Here is a 15,539-nt window from a genome sequence, read left to right as displayed (position 1 = left end):
GTTGGACCAGTCAAGGCGTACCCGATAGGGCTTTATGATCGGCGGATGCTGCAGCGCTACGACGAGCGGAACGCCGACATTCGCTACTGGGTCAACGGGGAGCTGCTGCACCGCAGCCGGCCCGGCCTGTCACCGTTCGACTCGGTGGTGCAGGGCGGCGACGCGGTCTGGGAGGGCCTGCGGCTCTACCGCGGGGCGATCTTCGGGCTGCACGAGCACCTGGCCCGGCTGCGGCGTTCGGCGACAGCGCTCGGTTTCACCAGCATCCCCGGCGACGACGAGATCATCGCGGCGGTGACCGAGACGCTGAGGGCCAACGAGATGCACGACGGCGTGCACGTGCGGCTCACCCTGACCCGCGGCGTCAAGGTCACCAGCGGCATGGACCCGCGCCTCAACCAGGCCGGGCCTACCCTGATCGTGCTGGCCGAGTTCAAGGCCCCGGTCTACGACACGACCGGCCTGCGCCTGGCCACCTCCAGCGTGCGCCGCCCGGGCCCGGACGTCCTCGACCCGAAGATCCACCACGCCAACCTGCTGAACTCGATCCTTGCGAAGATCGAGGCGACCGCCGCCGGTGCGGACGACGCGCTCATGCTCGACCAGCGCGGCTTCGTGGCGGAGACCAACGCGACCCACCTGTTCGCGGTCGTGAACGGCGCCCTGATCACCCCGTCGACGGCCGCCTGTCCGGAAGGGATCACCCGCGAGACGGTTCTGCGGCTGGCGGACGAGCACGGCATCCCGGCAACGGTGCGCGACATCTCGCTGACCGAGATGTACACCGCCGACGAGGTCTTCTGCACCGGCACGATGGGCGAGATCGCCGCCGTCACGGTGATCGACGGCCGTGACATCGGCGACGGCAAGGTGGGCCCGCTGACCAGCCGGGTGGCCCGCCTCTACCAGGACCACGCCACCGCGAACGGCGTCCGCCTGCTGTCCTGACCGGGGCACCGGCGTCGCCGCCCTCGCCTCGGTCCCGGCCGGCGGGAACGAGAGCCCGAACCCAGCGGCACCGGGACGCGCGCCGCCCTCCACCCGCGCCCTCCGGCAACAAGTCGGGCTAGAGGCGGTGGGCGGCCAGCTCGTCGTAGAACGGCTGCGCCGCCTCCACCAGCGCCACCAGCCGCTCCGGGACCTCCACCGGGGACGGGTCGTAGGCGGCGAACCCGGTCGACCTCTCCACCCCGGCATACCAGTACGGCGCCCACACCCCGTCCTCCGGCCGCGGACCTGGCGCCCACGCCAGCATCGCCGGGTCGAAGCCGATGCCGAGGGCGTCGCAGAGCCGGCGCAGCGTCCGCGCCGGATCCCGCAGCACGTCGGCCGCGTCGACGACCGGGCCGCCGAACGCGCGGAACAGCGAGAGCTGCTGCGGGTAGCCGAGGTCGTCGAGGGTGGGCTCGCCGCGGACCTTCGCGTACGACGCCACCACGTGCGCCGGGTCGCGGATCAGGAACGCGTGGGTGAGCGCGCCCATCCACTCCCGGCCCACCTCGGGCAGCACGTGATGGGTCATGTGCTTCTGGTAGTGCACGGCCGGGGCGCTGGGCAGCGGACCGGTCAGCGCGGCGGCCACGTCCTGCCAGCGCTGCGGCTGACTGTCCAGGATCGCCGCCCGGCCGGGATGGTCGATTCCGGTCGCCGCCAGGTAGTAGGCGTAGAGCGGCTCGTCGACGGCGACCGTGTCAGCGCGGGAGCCGAAGCTGCGCATCATCGCGGTCGAGATGTTCCGCGGCCCGGACCACATGGCAACACGCGTCGTCATGGCGGAAGTGTTGCAGGCCGGCGTTACATTTCGCGGCCCGGGCACATGACATCCGTCATCGCATCCGGTGAAGCGGCGCACTGCCGGGCCGGCGGATCCGCGCCGAGACTCAGAAGCATGACGACAACGACATCGGGGGCCGTCGAGGTCAGTGGAGTCCATCGGCGGTACGGCGGCTTCGAGGCCGTCCGGGGCGTCTGTTTCGAGGTGCGGCGCGGCGAGCTGTTCGCGCTGCTCGGCACGAACGGCGCCGGCAAGACGACGACCATGGACCTGGTCGCCGGATTCGGCCGGCCCGACGCCGGCGAGGTCCGGGTGCTGGGCCATGACCCGTACCGGGAAAGGAAGGTCCTCCGCCCACGCCTGGGGATCATGTTGCAGGAGGGCGGGCTGCCGCCGGATCTGACCGTCGCCGAGTCGGCCGCGATGTGGGCGGGCACGCTCACCGAGGCCCGCCCGACCGCCGAGGTGCTGGAGCTGGTGGATCTGCGGCACCGCGAGGGGGTCCGGGTGCGGCAGCTCTCCGGCGGCGAGCGGCGGCGGCTCGACCTGGCGCTCGCGGTGATGGGCCGCCCGGAGGTGCTGCTGCTCGACGAGCCGACCACCGGACTGGATCCGGAGAGCCGCCGCAACGCCTGGCAGCTGGTGCGCTCGCTGCTCGCCGACGGGGTGACCGTGCTGCTGACCACGCACTACCTCAACGAGGCGCAGGAGCTCGCCGACCGGCTGGCGATCATGCAGCACGGCGTGGTGGTGGCGGCCGGCTCGACGGCCGAGGTGGTGGCCGCGCATCCGGCACGGATCACGTTCGCGCTGCCCGCGGGCGTCACGCTGCCGGCTCTGCCGGGATTGCGGCACAACCTTCCGGGGGTACGGCCGGAGCACGGTCCCGTGACGCTGCGCACCGACGCGCTGCAGACCACACTGACCGAGCTGCTCGGCTGGGCCCGCCGGAACGACGTCGAGCTGGCCGGTCTGGAAGCCCGCCCGGCGTCCCTGGAAGAGGCGTTCCTGGCCGTGGCCGACGAGGGAGCACACGCATGAGCACCGTCAAGGTCCGTTCCGTCGGTCTCGCCGAGCTGAAGCTGTTCGGGCGCAACCGCAGCGCGATGTTCAGCGCCCTGGCCGTCCCCTTGATCATCGCGGCGGCGGTCTCCACCTCCGGCATCACCTCCGATGGCGGCGCGTCGGCGGCCGCGCTGGTCGTCACGGCGCTGCTCGGGTACGTGCTGCTCGCCGCCGTCTACTACAACCTGGTCACCGCGTACGTGTCGCGCCGCGAGGAACTGGTCCTGAAACGGCTGCGCGCCGGTGAGCTCAGCGACGCCGCGATCCTGGTCGGCATCGCCGCGCCGATGGTGGCCGTCGCGACCGCGCAGATGGTCGTGTTCGCCGGGGCCGGCGCGATCCTTCTCGGACTGCCGGCCCCCGTGAACGTACCCCTGCTGTTGCTGGGTGTGATCGGCGGTGTCGTGGTGTTCGTGCTGCTCGCGGCGGCGTCCGCGGTGGTCACCCGGACCACCGAGTCGGCCCAGGTGACCACGCTGCCGGTGCTGCTCGGCTGCCTGATCGGGTCGATGCTCCACCCGGTGCTCGACGACGCGCCGGCCGTGGTGTCCGCGGCGCTGCGGGCGCTGCCGCTCAGCCCGGTCGTGGACCTGATGCGGCTCGGCTGGCTCGGCACCACCGGCGAGGGGACGCCGGCCGGGTTCACCGCGGTGCTCGGCGACGCGCTGCTGCCCGCCGCGATCCTGGCCGCCTGGATCGTGGCTCTGCTGGTCGCCGTCCGGCGCGGCTTCCGGTGGGAACCGCGCCGATAGACCACGTGGATAGGTTGACAGTCATGATGCCGACGTCCCGCCCCGCCCGCGTCGACCTCACCATGCGCGCCTCGCTCTACGTGCTCTTCGCCGCCGTGCCGCTCGGCGTGTTCGGCCAGCTCGACGCGGCGGGCGGGATGCTCGCGCTGATCGCCGCCGTGCTGGCCGCCGCGCAGGGCCTGGCCGCGGCCCTGCTGATGCACCAGTCGATCGACCACCGTCTCGGCAAAGGCCCGAAGCCCCGGATCCGCGTGGTGGTCACGGTCGTGCTGACCGTGGCAGCCGTGGCGGCGGCCGTCCCGGTCAGCGACCTCACCGACGGCTCGTGGACGTTCGTCACGACGGTCCTGATCGCGTCGCTGCTGGTGGCACTGGATCCGCTGCTCTCCACCCTGTCGGTCACCACGATCGCGCTGCTCGGCTGGCTGGTCGCGACCGGGCCGGTGATCCATGCGGACGGCAGCGCGTTCGGCAGGTATCTGGGACTGCTGGCGATCCCGCTGGTCCTGCTGTCGACCGAACGGTTCACGGTGTGGACCGTCGACGTGATCTGGCAGCTCGACGACGCCCAGCACGTGAAGGCGGAACTCGCCGTCGCCGAGGAGCGCCTGCGGTTCGCGCGGGACCTGCACGACGTCGCCGGGCGTACCCTGTCGGTGGTCGCCTTGAAGGCCGAACTCGCCGCCCAGCTCGGCAAACGCGGGCGGCCGGAAGCGGTGGCGGAAATGCTCGAGGTGCGCCGGATCGCCCAGGACTCGCTCGCCGAGCTGCGCGCCGTGGTGAGCGGCCTGCGCTCCGCGCGGCTCGACGAGGAGCTGGCCGGCGCGCGGTCGCTGCTGGACGCGGCGGGCATCACCTGCCGGGTGATCGGGGACGCCGACGGGCTGGGCCCGCGGGCCCGCAGCACGCTGGGCTGGGCGATCCGGGAGGCGACGACGAACGTGCTGCGCCACAGCCGGGCGGGGGAGTGCACCATCGAGCTGGACCGTGCGGCGGGTTCGGTGGCCCTCACGATGACCAACGACGGGGCCGGTGGGGTGACGGCGCCGGCCGGCAACGGGCTGACCGGCTTGGCGGAGAGGGTGCGCGAGGCCGGGGGTACGGTCGAGGCCGGCCCGCTGCCGCCGGATCGGTTCCGGGTGGTGGTGCGCCTGCAGGATCCCTCTCCTGCATCGGAGTCGGAGGCAGTGGCGTGATCAGGATTCTGCTCGCCGACGACGAGCACCTGATCCGTGGCGCGCTCGCCGCGCTCCTCGCCCTCGAGGACGACCTGATCGTCGTCGGTCAGGCCGCCACCGGCGCCGAGGCGATCGCGGCCGCCCGCGCCCTGCAACCCGACGTGGCAGTCATCGACCTGCAGATGCCCGACCTGGACGGTGTCACCGTCGCCGGCCGTCTGCGCACCGAAGCCCCGGACTGCCGAGTCATGATCGTGACCAGTCACGGCCGTCCCGGCCACCTCAAGCAGGCCCTGACCGCCGGGGTGCGCGGCTTCCTGCCCAAGACGGTCTCCTCCGCCGACCTGGCGATGGTGGTCCGCACCGTCCACGGTGGCGGCCGTTACGTCGACCCGCAGCTGGCCGCCGAAGCGATCAGCGCCGGGGACAGCCCGCTGACCGCCCGCGAGGCCGACGTCCTGCAGCTGGCAGCCGAGGGCGCGCCGATCGAGGAGATCGCCCGGCGGGCGTCGTTGTCGCCGGGCACGGTCCGCAATTACCTGTCGGCGGCGGCCGGCAAGCTGGGCGCCGCGAACCGTCACGAGGCAGCCCGAACCGCCCGCAACCGAGGCTGGATCTAGCCCTCGTCCCGCTCTCGCCGCTGCAGCCGCCGCCCGAGCCGTAGCGCAGGCAGGTTTCGGCGCGCAATGACCTGCGCCCGCTACGGCTGGGAGGTCCGAGCCGTAGCTCAGGCCGGTGATCACGCGCGTTTGACCTGCGCGAACTACGGCTCGCCGGCCTCAGCCGTAGCTCGGACCCGTGATCAAGGCCTTTTTGCCTGTCTCAGCTACGGCTCGCAACGCCGCCGGGCCCGCTCGTGCGCCGGGACTGCTCGCGCCCTGCGCTGCTTGCGCCCCGCGCTGCTTGCGCCCCGTGCCTGCGTGCGCCCCCCGTGCCTGCTCGCGCCCGCGCGGCTACCCCAAGCGCCCCACCGCGTCCCGCAGGCGGGTCACGTCGCGGCGGCGTTGTTCCATCGTGGTCGCGATGCCCACCAGCAGCAGCCCGCCGACCGCGAGCGGCACCCACCGGGGCACCAGGTCCCACACCTGCGCCACCTCGTGCAACGCCGTCAGCACCAGCATCACGCCACCGGTCACCACCGGCGCCTGCAGCCGGAACCGCGCGCCCACCAGCACCACCACCACGGCCGCAGCGCCGAGCAGGAGCCGGCGCGGGTACTGCGTGCCGTCCCCGCCGATCAGCGCGAGCGTGGGCAGGAACCCGGCGGCGAGGGCCGGGCCATACGCCGTCCACGACGGCAGTTCGGGCCACCGGCGGCGGGCCAGCCAGCCGGCGCCGAGCGCGACGGCCGCCGCCGGAAGTGTGTAGACCTCGACGACACCGACGTCCCGCGACGCCAGGAACAGCCACCAGCCGAGCAGGACGGTACCGCCGGCGGCGAGCAGATGCCCGAACCGGTTGCCGGGCCGCAGCGCCCGCAGCCCGAGCACCACCGACCAGAGCGTGGCGATCAGGGCGGCGCGGCCCGGAGTGCCGGCGATCAGCAGAGCTACCAGCGCGGAGGTGTGCGCGACCGCGGCGACGGCGGGCGCTTCGCGGGGGCGGCGCGCGGCGAGGAGGGTTTCGCCCACGGCGGCGACGGCCGCGGCGGCGAGCACGCTGAGCGCCGCGCCGCCGGCCGGGAGACCGGCGATCTCGCTTGCGGTGTACGCGACGACGACCACCGCCACCGCGCCGAAACTCCAGCCGGCTACGCGGACGGGTCCCTCGCGTCCGCCTGCTCCGGCGGCCGTGGCAGCCACCGCGACCAGCGCGAACGCCGCAAGCATCGCGCCGGCCACGGACGTGGTGCCGATCAGTCCAGCGAGCCCCAGCGCGGCGAAGACAGGCCCACCCCACCGCTCGCCGACCACCCTGACGCCCACCGAGCCCGGCAGCACCGCCAGCGCGACAAGTCCGACAAGTCCGGCTGCGAGGGCAGCCAGCGGCACCGACGGCCACGGTGCTTCGGCCGACGCGGCGGCGAGTGGCACGACGACCGCGATCACCGGCGCTGCGAACCACACGGCGCCCCGCAACCGAGACGCCGCCCGCAGGCGGTAGGCCGCCAGCCCGGCCGCGCCCGCGGCGATCACCAGCGCGACCACCGACGTCCATGAGACGGCCGGAGTCACCGGAACGACGTCGGACCAGAAGGAGCCGACCGCCCGGTACTGCGCCACGAACACGACGGCGAGGTCCGCCCCGGTCGCATACAGCAGCGCCGACGCGGGCACGACGGCGGTAAGCACGGCACCCGCGACAGCCCCATCGCCCGGAACACCAGCGCGCGCCGGGGAACCACCCGGGAGCGCCACGGCGATCAGGAACAGACACGCCGCCGCGTACAGCGCCGGCGAATCCGGACCGGCATACGCGACCACCGGCACCACCGCCGTGAGCAGCAGGGCGCTCCCGAGGACCGGCGAGCGGTACCACGGGACCAACCGCACCGCCGCGACGAACAGCGCGGCCACGACCAGCTCGGCGCGGATCTGCCAGGTGACCGAGGCGTCGGCGGCCAGCAGTGTCAGCCAGACCGCGGGCGGGACGGCCAGCAGCCCGACGGTGGCCGACCAGGCGCCGAGGCCGGTGCGGAGCGGTCCCGGCCGCACCCGATGGGCGGTCGCCGCACCGATCACCGCGACCACCGCGAAGGCCGCCGCGCCCACCCCCGCGTCGCCCAGGCTCACGACCAGCGCATACCCGGTGAGCAGCGCGGCCACCGTGAGCGGCACGACCGGCCGGCGCGGGCGCCGGGTGGCCAGGGCCAGGGCGAGCGCGGCGACGGCCAGGCTCAGGATCGGGACGGTCCACCAGGGCAGCCGGAACGCCGCCGGCGCCAGCAGGGCGATCCCGGCCAGGGCGGTCAGGGCCAGGTCCGTGCGGAGCCGGGCCGGGACCACCATCAGGTACGCCCCGAGCACCGCGCCCGCCGCCACCGGCGACTCCCAGCCGGGCCCGGCCACGACAGCGCCCAAGGGGGCGTCCAGCAGCGGCAGTGCCGCCTCCGCACCGGCGGCCGCAGCCCGGACTGCCGCGCCCGCCACGCCCAGCCCCGGCACCGCCGTCACGAGCAGCGCCGCCGCCCGGGGGCCCCGGCCGACCGGGCCCGGAAGGCGACGTCCCGCCCCTGCGACCACGGCAGCGATCAGGAGTGCCACGAGGGAGAGGCGCAGAATGACCGTACCCCCGGGAAGTGACGTAGGCGTGCCGTCCGGCACCCAGAGTGACCAGCCGCCCGCCCCGGCGGCGACCGCGAGGGTGAGCAGGCAGGTGGTGATGGTCTGCGCCTCGGAGTTCCGGGCGAGCGTCGCGGAGGCCGTGGCCAGGGCCGCGACAAGCGCCAGCGCGCCGCCCGCCGCGGCCGCCGAGGTCGCCGAGTCCGCGGCGGCGAGGGCGACGATCGCGATCAGCGCGGCGATGATGCCTGCGGTGTAGGCGCACACGTAGGCGGCCAGGCCGATGCCGGTGGGGGCGTAGCGGCGGCGGTGGACGACTGCCAGGTTCAGCGCGGTCACGCCGGCGAGGGTGAGCGACCAGCCGGTCAGCGACGCGTCGGCGGAGGTGGCCAGCAGCGGCAGGATCGGCTGGGCCACGAGCAGGGCGGAGATCTTCGGGCCGCGGAGTCCGGTGAGCCGGGCGTAGGCGAACGCCGTCGCGGCGGTGACGGCGCAGACAGCGGATGCGTACCGGAGCGGATCGTGGTCCTGGACCTGGAGGAAGTCGACGGCCCAGGCCGCGTAACCGTCCAGCAGGATCATCAGCAGGCCTACCGCGGCCAGTGTCTCGGCGGCGGCGGTCAGGCCGCGCCGCGCCGCGAACGGGGGGACCGCCAGGACGGCGGCGGTCGCGGCGGCCAGGATCGCGGCGCGGCCGGTGACGCCGACCTGCGCCCAGGCGACGGCGGTGAAGACGGCGGCGGCGACGATGAGGAGCAGGCCACCGAGGGTGAAGAGGACATTCTGGACGGTCAGGGTGGTGAGGCGGGGCTCGGAACCGGCGGGGGCGCTGGTGGGCGCGGCTCCAGCGGAGGCGGCTCCAGGAGGTGCCGTTCCAGCGGGCGCGGTTGTAGCGGGTGCCGTTCCAGCGGGCGCGGTTACAGGGTGCGCTGTTTCAGCGGCTCCCGCGAGCCCGGCGGTATTCAGCCGGCTCTGCGCCGCGACCGCGCTCGTCACCCGGAACGCCACCGTGTTGCGCTGCGTCGTCGTGTCGGTGATGCGGCGCTGCAGCGTCGTCACCGTGGCCACGGCCGCGTCGAGTTCCCGCTTCAGACCCGCCAGCTCACCGTCGAGCCGCATCACCTCCAGCGCGTCCGGATCCGGCGCCCGGCCGCAGCCGGGACAACCGCTCGCGGCGGAGGCGGCCGCGCCACAGTACGGGCACGGGTACATCGATGGCGCGCTGGTCACGGCGACAGTTTGACGTACTCCCGCAAGAATCCCGGCGGCCGGGCAACCGCACGGCGGATGGCGCGTGTTCGCGACCCGGATCGATGCCTGACGCTACGATGCGCGGATGACCATGACGGCGAACCGCAGATCCACCGAGGGGTGGCCGCTGGCCGCCTTCCAGATCGGTCTCGCCGTTCTGTACTTCGTCTGCCTCTTCCTGGCGCTCGCCCATGCCCGGACCTTCTCCGGGCACTGGTACATCCCGTCGCAAGGTGATCAGTACACCGAGTCGGCCGACATCACCGGCGGATGGGCGTGGGCGGCGGTGGTCATGCTGACGCTAGGCGTGGCCCCGGTCGTCGGCGGGCTGATCGTCGGCGTCGTCGGGGTGGCCGTGCTCCTCCGATTCGGGTCACGCCAGCGGAAACCCCTGATCGCCGGCTCGGTCGCGTCGCTGCTGATGGTCCTGGTCGCGCTCAGCCCGGCCGGGATCTCGGTCCTGGGCTGGCTGCTGGACTGAGCCGGCGGTCAGGCTAGGGCGGCCGGACCGGCACGGCGGTCAGGCTAGGCAGCCGGACCGGCACGGCGGTCAGGCGAGAGCGGCCAGGACCCGGTTGAAGGCCGCCATGATCGCCTCCCGGGACTCGTCGCTGTCGTTCTGGTTGTCGAAGCCGTGGCGGCCGTGCGGGACGTCGACGATGGTCAGGTTCGCCTTCTCGGCGGCGGCCACGAACGCGGCCACGCCCTCGGCGACCGCCGGGTTCTCCTCGCCGACGCGGGTCAGCACGATCGGCAGGTCGCCCGCCGACACCACGGCCTCGGCCGGGCGGAAGCGCGGGTCGTCGGGCCAGCCCGGGAACGGCGTGACCATCGGGTACGTGAGGGCGACCGCCCGCAGCCACGACGGCACCGCCCGCAGATAGTCGGCGCTGAGGCGGCCGCCGCCGGAGAAATACCAGATCGCCACCCGGGAGGCGTCCACCCGCGGGTCGGCGCGCAGCGTGTCGAGGGCGCCGGCCACGTCGTCGAAGGCGGTCGGGTAGGAGTCCGGGCCCCGCAGCCGGTGGTCGACCACGGCGCCGACGACCTGATGGCCGGCGGCGAGGGACGCGTACGCCTGGAAGAGCGGCCACTCGCGGGGCAGCGGCTCCAGGCCGGGCGGGAGCGGGCCACCGTGCACGAACAGGATCGCCGGCAGCGGCTCGGCGGCGGGCGGGACGTAGAGGTCGACGGCGCCGTGACGCTCGGCGGCACGGATCGGGACGGGCAGGACCATCGGCTTCAGGAACTCCATGGTGGACACCTTATCGTCCCTGGTCAATCACGGTGGGTGACCCGGATGAGGGCCGCGCCGAGCAGGATCAGGACGATTCCGGCACCGGTGGCCGGCAGGGCCCAGCCGGGCATACCGGTGCGGGGCAGCGCGACAGCGGCGCGGCCGGCGGGTCGTGCCGGCGCGGTGCCGGCCGCAGGTGTGGTGCTGGTCGTGGGCGTGGTGCTGGTCGTGGGCCTGGCGCTGGTCGCAGGCACGGTGCCGGTCATGGGCGCGGTGCCGGCCGCGGGCGCGGCGGGTGTGCCGGTCCGGATCGCGCGGGAGACCGTCTCGGCGTACCGGATCGCGCCTTGTCGATCGGGTGGGAACGAGCCGCAGCCGCCGCGCACGTCGGCGACCACGAGACCGCCCTTCGCCGCCCGCTCGATGATCAGCGCGTCGAGGTCGTCGATCCGGTCGTTCAGCCAGCGCCGCTCACCCCGGGTGATCCCGGGCCGGTCCGCGCAGGCGGGCAGGTGCGGATAGGTCACGGCGACGATCGTGGTGTCCGGCCGCACCCGGGCACGGATCTGCCGGTAGAGGTCGTCGAGCTTGGCGCGCAGCAACCCGATCCGGGCGCGGGCCCACTCGTCGAGGGACACGTCGCGGCCCACGAACGGCCGGGTGGCGCAGGCCGTCCGGGTGGCGCAGAACGCGGCCAGCTCGGTGAGGCCCACGTCGTCGCCGCCGAACGTGACGGTCACCAGGTCGGTGTCGGCGTCGAGCCGGCGCAGCCGATCGGGTGTCCCGGTCCAGTCCGCGCACGCCTCGACCGTGAGCGCGGCGCGGCCGGGCGCCTTCACCCGCGCCGGCCAGCCCTTCGCGGCGCGGCGGCAACCCCGATCACGGTACGGCCCGGCGCCCACCCCCGCCGTCCAGGAGTCGCCGAGTGCGACGTAACGGCTCGTCGCCCGTCCGGTGAACCACTGCTCGTGCTCCACGGTCCGGCCGTCGGCGAGGACCGCCCGCACCACGATCCGGTGCACCCCGGCCCCGATCGTGCCGACCGCCGCCGTGAAGTCACCGCGGTCGCCGACGGTCGCCGGGAACGGGGGCCGCCCGTCCCGTTCCACCGTCACCGAGCGGATCCCCACCGGACCGGCCTGCGCCGAACCGGTCACGGTGAGCGGTCCGGTGGGGACGATCTGCCCGTCCGCCGGGTGACCGACGGTGATCCCCGCGCCCGCCGCACCGGGATCGGCCCGGGCGGGCGCGGGGAACAGGGCGAGCACGCCGGCCGTCAGCACGGCGCCGATCTTCCGTCTCATGAGTGGATCAACGCGCGACCGGGGCGTTTCCTCGGAAGATCACCCGGTAGAGATCACAGACCGGGGACGGTGATCTCGATCAGCTCGGTGTCGTCGGCCCGTCCGGGGATGCGGCCGTCGTTGCCGGGGAAGTTGTTGTCGTTCGCCACCAGCACCCGGTCACCGCCGAGCGGCAGCACCGACTCGACCGACTGCAGCGGGAACGAGAACAGCTCGCCGACGCCGTACTCACCGGGCCGCGCCGGCGTGGACACGCCCGTCGGGTCGGCGATGCGCAGCAGGTCGGCGGCGGTCCGCCGGGGCAGGACCCCGGCGTCGGAGGCCCGGTCCAGGTCGGTGACCACCAGGCGTTTCACCCGGGACTGTACGCCCATCGCGTTGTCCCGTTCGATGAAGAGGATGCGCCGGGAGTCCAGCACGGCCGCGTCGCCGACGACCAGCGACGGGTCGTCGACCCGCAGCGACCAGGTCCGCCCGGTGTACCGGTTGGCGGGCACCGAGAACTCGTAGACGATCCGGCGGCGCTGATCGGCGTCGTCGGTGCGGGCGCCCTCCAGGATCGGGTAGAGCGTCTTACCGTCCCCGCTGACGGCGAGCGCCTCGAACCCGCGGCTGGCCGGCACGGTCGGGGTCTCCCCGGCGGCGAGGTCCGGCGACTGCGGCGACTTCCCGCCGTCCGGCAGCGGGATCGGCGCCTGCAGGACCTTCCCGGTCCGGTCCACCTTGATCAGGTACGGGCCGAACTCGTCACCGATCCACAGGTTGCCCCGGCTGTCCCGGGCGAGCGACTCGACGTCGAAGTCGGCGCCGGTGAGCAACCGGTCCGCCGTGTTCTCGTTGACGATCGGGAACGGCACCCGGCGGTCGGGGTCGCGGAAATTGATGTGTCCCTTGATGGCGACCCGGCCCGTACCGTAATCGGGTTTGATGTCGTAGGCGCGCAGCAGGAAGTCCGCCGAGTTGGTCTTCGTGCCGAACCCGTTGTCCGGCATCGCCAGGTAGCGTCCCCGCGACGAGCCGGGGATGACCGCGGAGAAACCGGGGATCGGCTGACCCGGGAACGGCGCGGTGATGCCGAGGACCGGCTCGGTGGAGAGCTGCGTGCCGGAGACCGGGCCCGGCTGGTACGCGGTCGCCGGGATGATCGCCCGCTTGTCCAGGGTGGCCTCGCCGCGCAGCGTCACCGCGAAGCTGTAGACCCGGGTGACCTGGGTGGCGCTGCCGTTGTCGTCCGAGATCAGGTGCAGCACCCGCCGGCCGCCGGGCAGCGAGCGGCCCAGCGCGGCGCCCTCGATGTTGTCGAGCAGCGGGTTCGGCTGCGGCTGCTTCGCGGTGGCGCCCGACGGCGGGCAGTCCGCCACGTCGAAGAGCAGCTCCTTGCCGAGCCAGGCGCGCGGGTCGGTCAGCGTGGACAGGCCGGCCACGCCGCTGACGTCCGGGGCGCCGGTCGCCGACACCCGGAAGACGCGGACCGTGTTGCCGACGCCGGCGGTGAAACCGCGCTCGACCGAGAGGAACTGCTCGTCACCGAGCGCGATCAGCTCGACCAGGCCGAGGTTCGCGTCGGTACGGTAGGCGAACTGCTCCTGGGGGGTGTAGGCGGAACCGGGCTTACCCCCGTACCCGATGATGCGGTTGAAGCCGGCGCCGTCCGCCGCGAGTGCCCCCTCCATGCCGGCGTAGAGCCGGCGTCCGTCCGGGGTGACGGTGAGCGCCTCGAACGTCTGGTTGACCGCGGCCTCGCCGGCCGGGGTGACCCGGAAACGGGCCGGGACCGGCAGCGACGCGAGCTCCTTGCCGTCGGAGAGGCGGAACCGGCGGATCGACGGCTCCTTCTCCGAACTGACCAGGATCGTCCGGCCGTCCCTCTCGGCGACCAGGCCCTCGCCGTCGAAGTCGGCGCCGGTGTACGAGCCGAGCCGGGTGATGCCGGTGATCCTCGGGGTCGAGCCGAGGCCGGTCACGGAGTAGACGCGGGCCGGGGTGGCGCCGATGTTGTCGACGAGGGCGAGGCCCCTGTCGCGTGCCGTCAGGGCCAGCGCGGACAGACCCGCCACCGGGGTGCCGTCGAAGGTGGTCTTGTCGAGGGCGTCGGAGAAACCGAGCAGACTCGCGTCCGGTGAGCAGGACGCGGTCGTCTGTCGTGTCGCGTCAGCGGGTGCCGGGGCAGCGATGATCAGGGCGCCGGCCAGGAGCGCGGCTAAGGAAGATCTCACGAGGGTCACCGTGCAATGTGGCGGGTAACGACGCGCGGAATCACCGTGCCCCGGCGGTCAAGGGCAGGTGAACGGCTGTGGGCCTCGGCACGCGCCGGGCGCGGAAACGCCAGGGCACCGACCAGGGTCATCACGGGGGCGAGCGGGCCCCGGGTTTTGCCAGGCTCATGGCGCTTGCCGGATCCCGCACTTCGTCTTGCCGGATCCCGGACCTCGTCCCGCCTGATCCCGACCGAAAGGCCACGGTGTCATGACCACACTCGACCAGCGGACCAGCCATGCGATCAGACCGTTCACCGTGAACTTCCGCGAGGAGACGATCGACGACCTGCGCCGCCGCCTCGCCACGACGCGCTGGCCGACCCCGGAACTCGTCGCCGACCGTTCGCAGGGCGTGCAACTGGCCACGATGCGGGCACTGGGGCAGTACTGGCGCCACGACTACGACATGCGGCGGGTGCAGGCCCGGCTGAACCGGCTCCCGCAGTTCACCACCGAGATCGACGGTGTGGACATCCACTTCGTGCACGTCCGGTCGCGGCATCGCGACGCCCTGCCGTTGATCATGACGCACGGCTGGCCGGGCTCGGTGATCGAACTGCTCGACACCGTCGGCCCGCTGACCGATCCCACCGCGTACGGTGGCAGCGCCGAGGACGCCTTCCACCTCGTGCTGCCCTCCCTGCCCGGGTACGGGTTCTCGGCCGAGCCCGCCGAGGTCGGGTGGGACCTGGTGCGCACCGCCCGGGCCTGGGCGGAGCTGATGCGCCGGCTGGGCTACGACCGGTACGTGGCACAGGGCGGTGACGTCGGCGCCGGTGTGACCGACGCGATGGGTCGCCTCGGGCCGCGAGGCCTGGCCGGGATCCACACCAACCTGCTGGTGCCGGCGCTCAACGACCCCTCCGCGCTGCCGGACGACACCGAGGAGGAACAGGCGGCGCTCGCCGCGATCAAGGTGTTCCAGACCAGCGGGAACGGTTACTTCGTGGAGATGGCCACCCGGCCGGAGACGATCGGGTACGCGCTGCTCGACTCGCCCGCCGCGCTCGCCGCCTGGATGATCGACCACGACACCGACGCCTATTACAAGATCGCCGGCGCGTTCGTCGGCGGCACACCGTCGGGCAACCTGACCCGCGACAACGTCCTCGACGACATCACCACGTACTGGCTGACCGGCACCGGGGCCAGCACGGCCCGATCGTACTGGGAGGCCTACGGCCCGGACGCTCCCGCCGCGGGCCGCCCGCCCCTTCCGGACCCCCGGGTTCCGGTCGGCTTCAGCACGTTCCCGGGCGAGATCTGGCGAACGCCGCGCAGCTGGGCCGAGAAGGCCTACCCCACGCTCAACTACTTCGGGGTGGCGCAGCGGGGCGGCCACTTCGCCGCCTGGGAGGAGCCGGAACTGTTCGCGGCGCAGGTGCGGGCGGCGTTCCGTCCGCTGCGATGACCGCGCCGCCCGCCTCACCCACCGCTCTCCTCACCCACCGCTTTCCTCACCCACCGCTCTCCTCACCCACCGCCCGACGAGCCGAGAG

General features: G+C 73.6%; 12 protein-coding genes. 7 read left to right on the top strand and 5 right to left on the bottom strand.

Annotated features, from left to right (window positions below):
• Window positions 1-45 precede the first annotated feature (45 nt).
• Window positions 46-948 carry an aminotransferase class IV gene (locus AMIS_RS22830; protein ID WP_014444753.1) on the top strand — a complete coding sequence of 301 codons (903 nt, stop codon included), beginning with the start codon at window positions 46-48 and terminating at the stop codon, window positions 946-948.
• 118 nt (window positions 949-1,066) lie between these two features.
• Here the strand turns inward: AMIS_RS22830 and AMIS_RS22825 are convergent, their stop codons facing one another.
• Complete coding sequence (locus AMIS_RS22825) at window positions 1,067-1,771, bottom strand: sulfotransferase-like domain-containing protein (protein WP_014444752.1); 705 nt, start codon at window positions 1,769-1,771, stop codon at window positions 1,067-1,069.
• Window positions 1,772-1,888: 117 nt separating this feature from the next.
• On the opposite strand from AMIS_RS22825, the gene AMIS_RS22820 reads away from it, so the two are divergent.
• From AMIS_RS22820 to AMIS_RS22805, 4 genes are read left to right on the top strand one after another with little or no spacing between them, the layout of a single operon-like run.
• Window positions 1,889-2,815 (top strand): ABC transporter ATP-binding protein, encoded by a 927-nt coding sequence (locus AMIS_RS22820; protein WP_014444751.1) that lies wholly within the window; start codon window positions 1,889-1,891, stop codon window positions 2,813-2,815.
• On the top strand, window positions 2,812-3,591 hold the full coding sequence (locus AMIS_RS22815; RefSeq protein WP_014444750.1) for an ABC transporter permease: 780 nt from the start codon (window positions 2,812-2,814) through the stop codon (window positions 3,589-3,591). The genes AMIS_RS22820 and AMIS_RS22815 overlap by 4 nt, the downstream gene beginning before the upstream one ends.
• A 23-nt stretch (window positions 3,592-3,614) precedes the next feature.
• Window positions 3,615-4,787: a sensor histidine kinase gene (locus AMIS_RS22810; protein WP_014444749.1), complete on the top strand. Its 1,173-nt coding sequence runs from the start codon at window positions 3,615-3,617 to the stop codon at window positions 4,785-4,787.
• The gene (locus tag AMIS_RS22805) at window positions 4,784-5,389 is read left to right on the top strand and encodes a response regulator transcription factor (RefSeq protein WP_014444748.1); all 606 of its coding nucleotides are present in this window, start codon (window positions 4,784-4,786) and stop codon (window positions 5,387-5,389) included. Before AMIS_RS22810 ends, AMIS_RS22805 begins: the two co-directional genes overlap by 4 nt.
• 333 nt (window positions 5,390-5,722) lie before the next feature.
• On the opposite strand, the gene AMIS_RS22800 is transcribed toward AMIS_RS22805, so the two are convergent.
• Entirely contained in the window at window positions 5,723-9,220 is a 3,498-nt protein-coding gene (locus AMIS_RS22800) for an SCO7613 C-terminal domain-containing membrane protein (RefSeq protein ID WP_157434979.1), read from the bottom strand.
• Between the two features lie 106 nt (window positions 9,221-9,326).
• Here AMIS_RS22800 and AMIS_RS22795 point away from each other — a divergent pair, with 106 nt between their 5' ends.
• Window positions 9,327-9,722, top strand: a complete 396-nt coding sequence (locus AMIS_RS22795) for a hypothetical protein (protein ID WP_014444746.1) — start codon at window positions 9,327-9,329, stop codon at window positions 9,720-9,722.
• Window positions 9,723-9,791: 69 nt separating this feature from the next.
• Here the strand turns inward: AMIS_RS22795 and AMIS_RS22790 are convergent, their stop codons facing one another.
• From AMIS_RS22790 to AMIS_RS22780, 3 genes are read right to left on the bottom strand one after another with little or no spacing between them, the layout of a single operon-like run.
• Window positions 9,792-10,496: an alpha/beta hydrolase family protein gene (locus AMIS_RS22790; RefSeq protein WP_041829986.1), complete on the bottom strand. Its 705-nt coding sequence runs from the start codon at window positions 10,494-10,496 to the stop codon at window positions 9,792-9,794.
• A gap of 23 nt (window positions 10,497-10,519) precedes the next feature.
• Entirely contained in the window at window positions 10,520-11,782 is a 1,263-nt protein-coding gene (locus tag AMIS_RS40750; protein ID WP_014444744.1) for a GDSL-type esterase/lipase family protein, read from the bottom strand.
• 53 nt (window positions 11,783-11,835) lie between these two features.
• Window positions 11,836-13,998, bottom strand: coding sequence for an esterase-like activity of phytase family protein (locus AMIS_RS22780; protein ID WP_231859057.1), 2,163 nt, complete (start codon window positions 13,996-13,998; stop codon window positions 11,836-11,838).
• 250 nt (window positions 13,999-14,248) lie between these two features.
• On the opposite strand from AMIS_RS22780, the gene AMIS_RS22775 reads away from it, so the two are divergent.
• Window positions 14,249-15,451 carry an epoxide hydrolase family protein gene (locus tag AMIS_RS22775; RefSeq protein ID WP_014444742.1) on the top strand — a complete coding sequence of 401 codons (1,203 nt, stop codon included), beginning with the start codon at window positions 14,249-14,251 and terminating at the stop codon, window positions 15,449-15,451.
• Window positions 15,452-15,539 lie beyond the last annotated feature (88 nt).

Origin of the sequence: Actinoplanes missouriensis 431 (assembly GCF_000284295.1) — a bacterium.
Taxonomy (GTDB): domain Bacteria; phylum Actinomycetota; class Actinomycetes; order Mycobacteriales; family Micromonosporaceae; genus Actinoplanes; species Actinoplanes missouriensis.
This window is presented reverse-complemented; position numbering and strand designations above follow the sequence as displayed.

What these genes read in the sequence shown, in the direction of transcription:
- AMIS_RS22825 (WP_014444752.1), bottom strand. Translation starts at nt 1,771, where the DNA reads ATGACGACGCGTGTTGCCATGTGGTCCGGGCCGCGGAACATCTCGACC.
- AMIS_RS22815 (WP_014444750.1), top strand. Translation starts at nt 2,812, where the DNA reads ATGAGCACCGTCAAGGTCCGTTCCGTCGGTCTCGCCGAGCTGAAGCTG.
- AMIS_RS22810 (WP_014444749.1), top strand. Translation starts at nt 3,615, where the DNA reads ATGATGCCGACGTCCCGCCCCGCCCGCGTCGACCTCACCATGCGCGCC.
- AMIS_RS40750 (WP_014444744.1), bottom strand. Translation starts at nt 11,782, where the DNA reads ATGAGACGGAAGATCGGCGCCGTGCTGACGGCCGGCGTGCTCGCCCTG.
- AMIS_RS22775 (WP_014444742.1), top strand. Translation starts at nt 14,249, where the DNA reads ATGACCACACTCGACCAGCGGACCAGCCATGCGATCAGACCGTTCACC.
- AMIS_RS22820 (WP_014444751.1), top strand. Translation starts at nt 1,889, where the DNA reads ATGACGACAACGACATCGGGGGCCGTCGAGGTCAGTGGAGTCCATCGG.
- AMIS_RS22795 (WP_014444746.1), top strand. Translation starts at nt 9,327, where the DNA reads ATGACCATGACGGCGAACCGCAGATCCACCGAGGGGTGGCCGCTGGCC.
- AMIS_RS22790 (WP_041829986.1), bottom strand. Translation starts at nt 10,496, where the DNA reads ATGGAGTTCCTGAAGCCGATGGTCCTGCCCGTCCCGATCCGTGCCGCC.
- AMIS_RS22830 (WP_014444753.1), top strand. Translation starts at nt 46, where the DNA reads ATGCTGCAGCGCTACGACGAGCGGAACGCCGACATTCGCTACTGGGTC.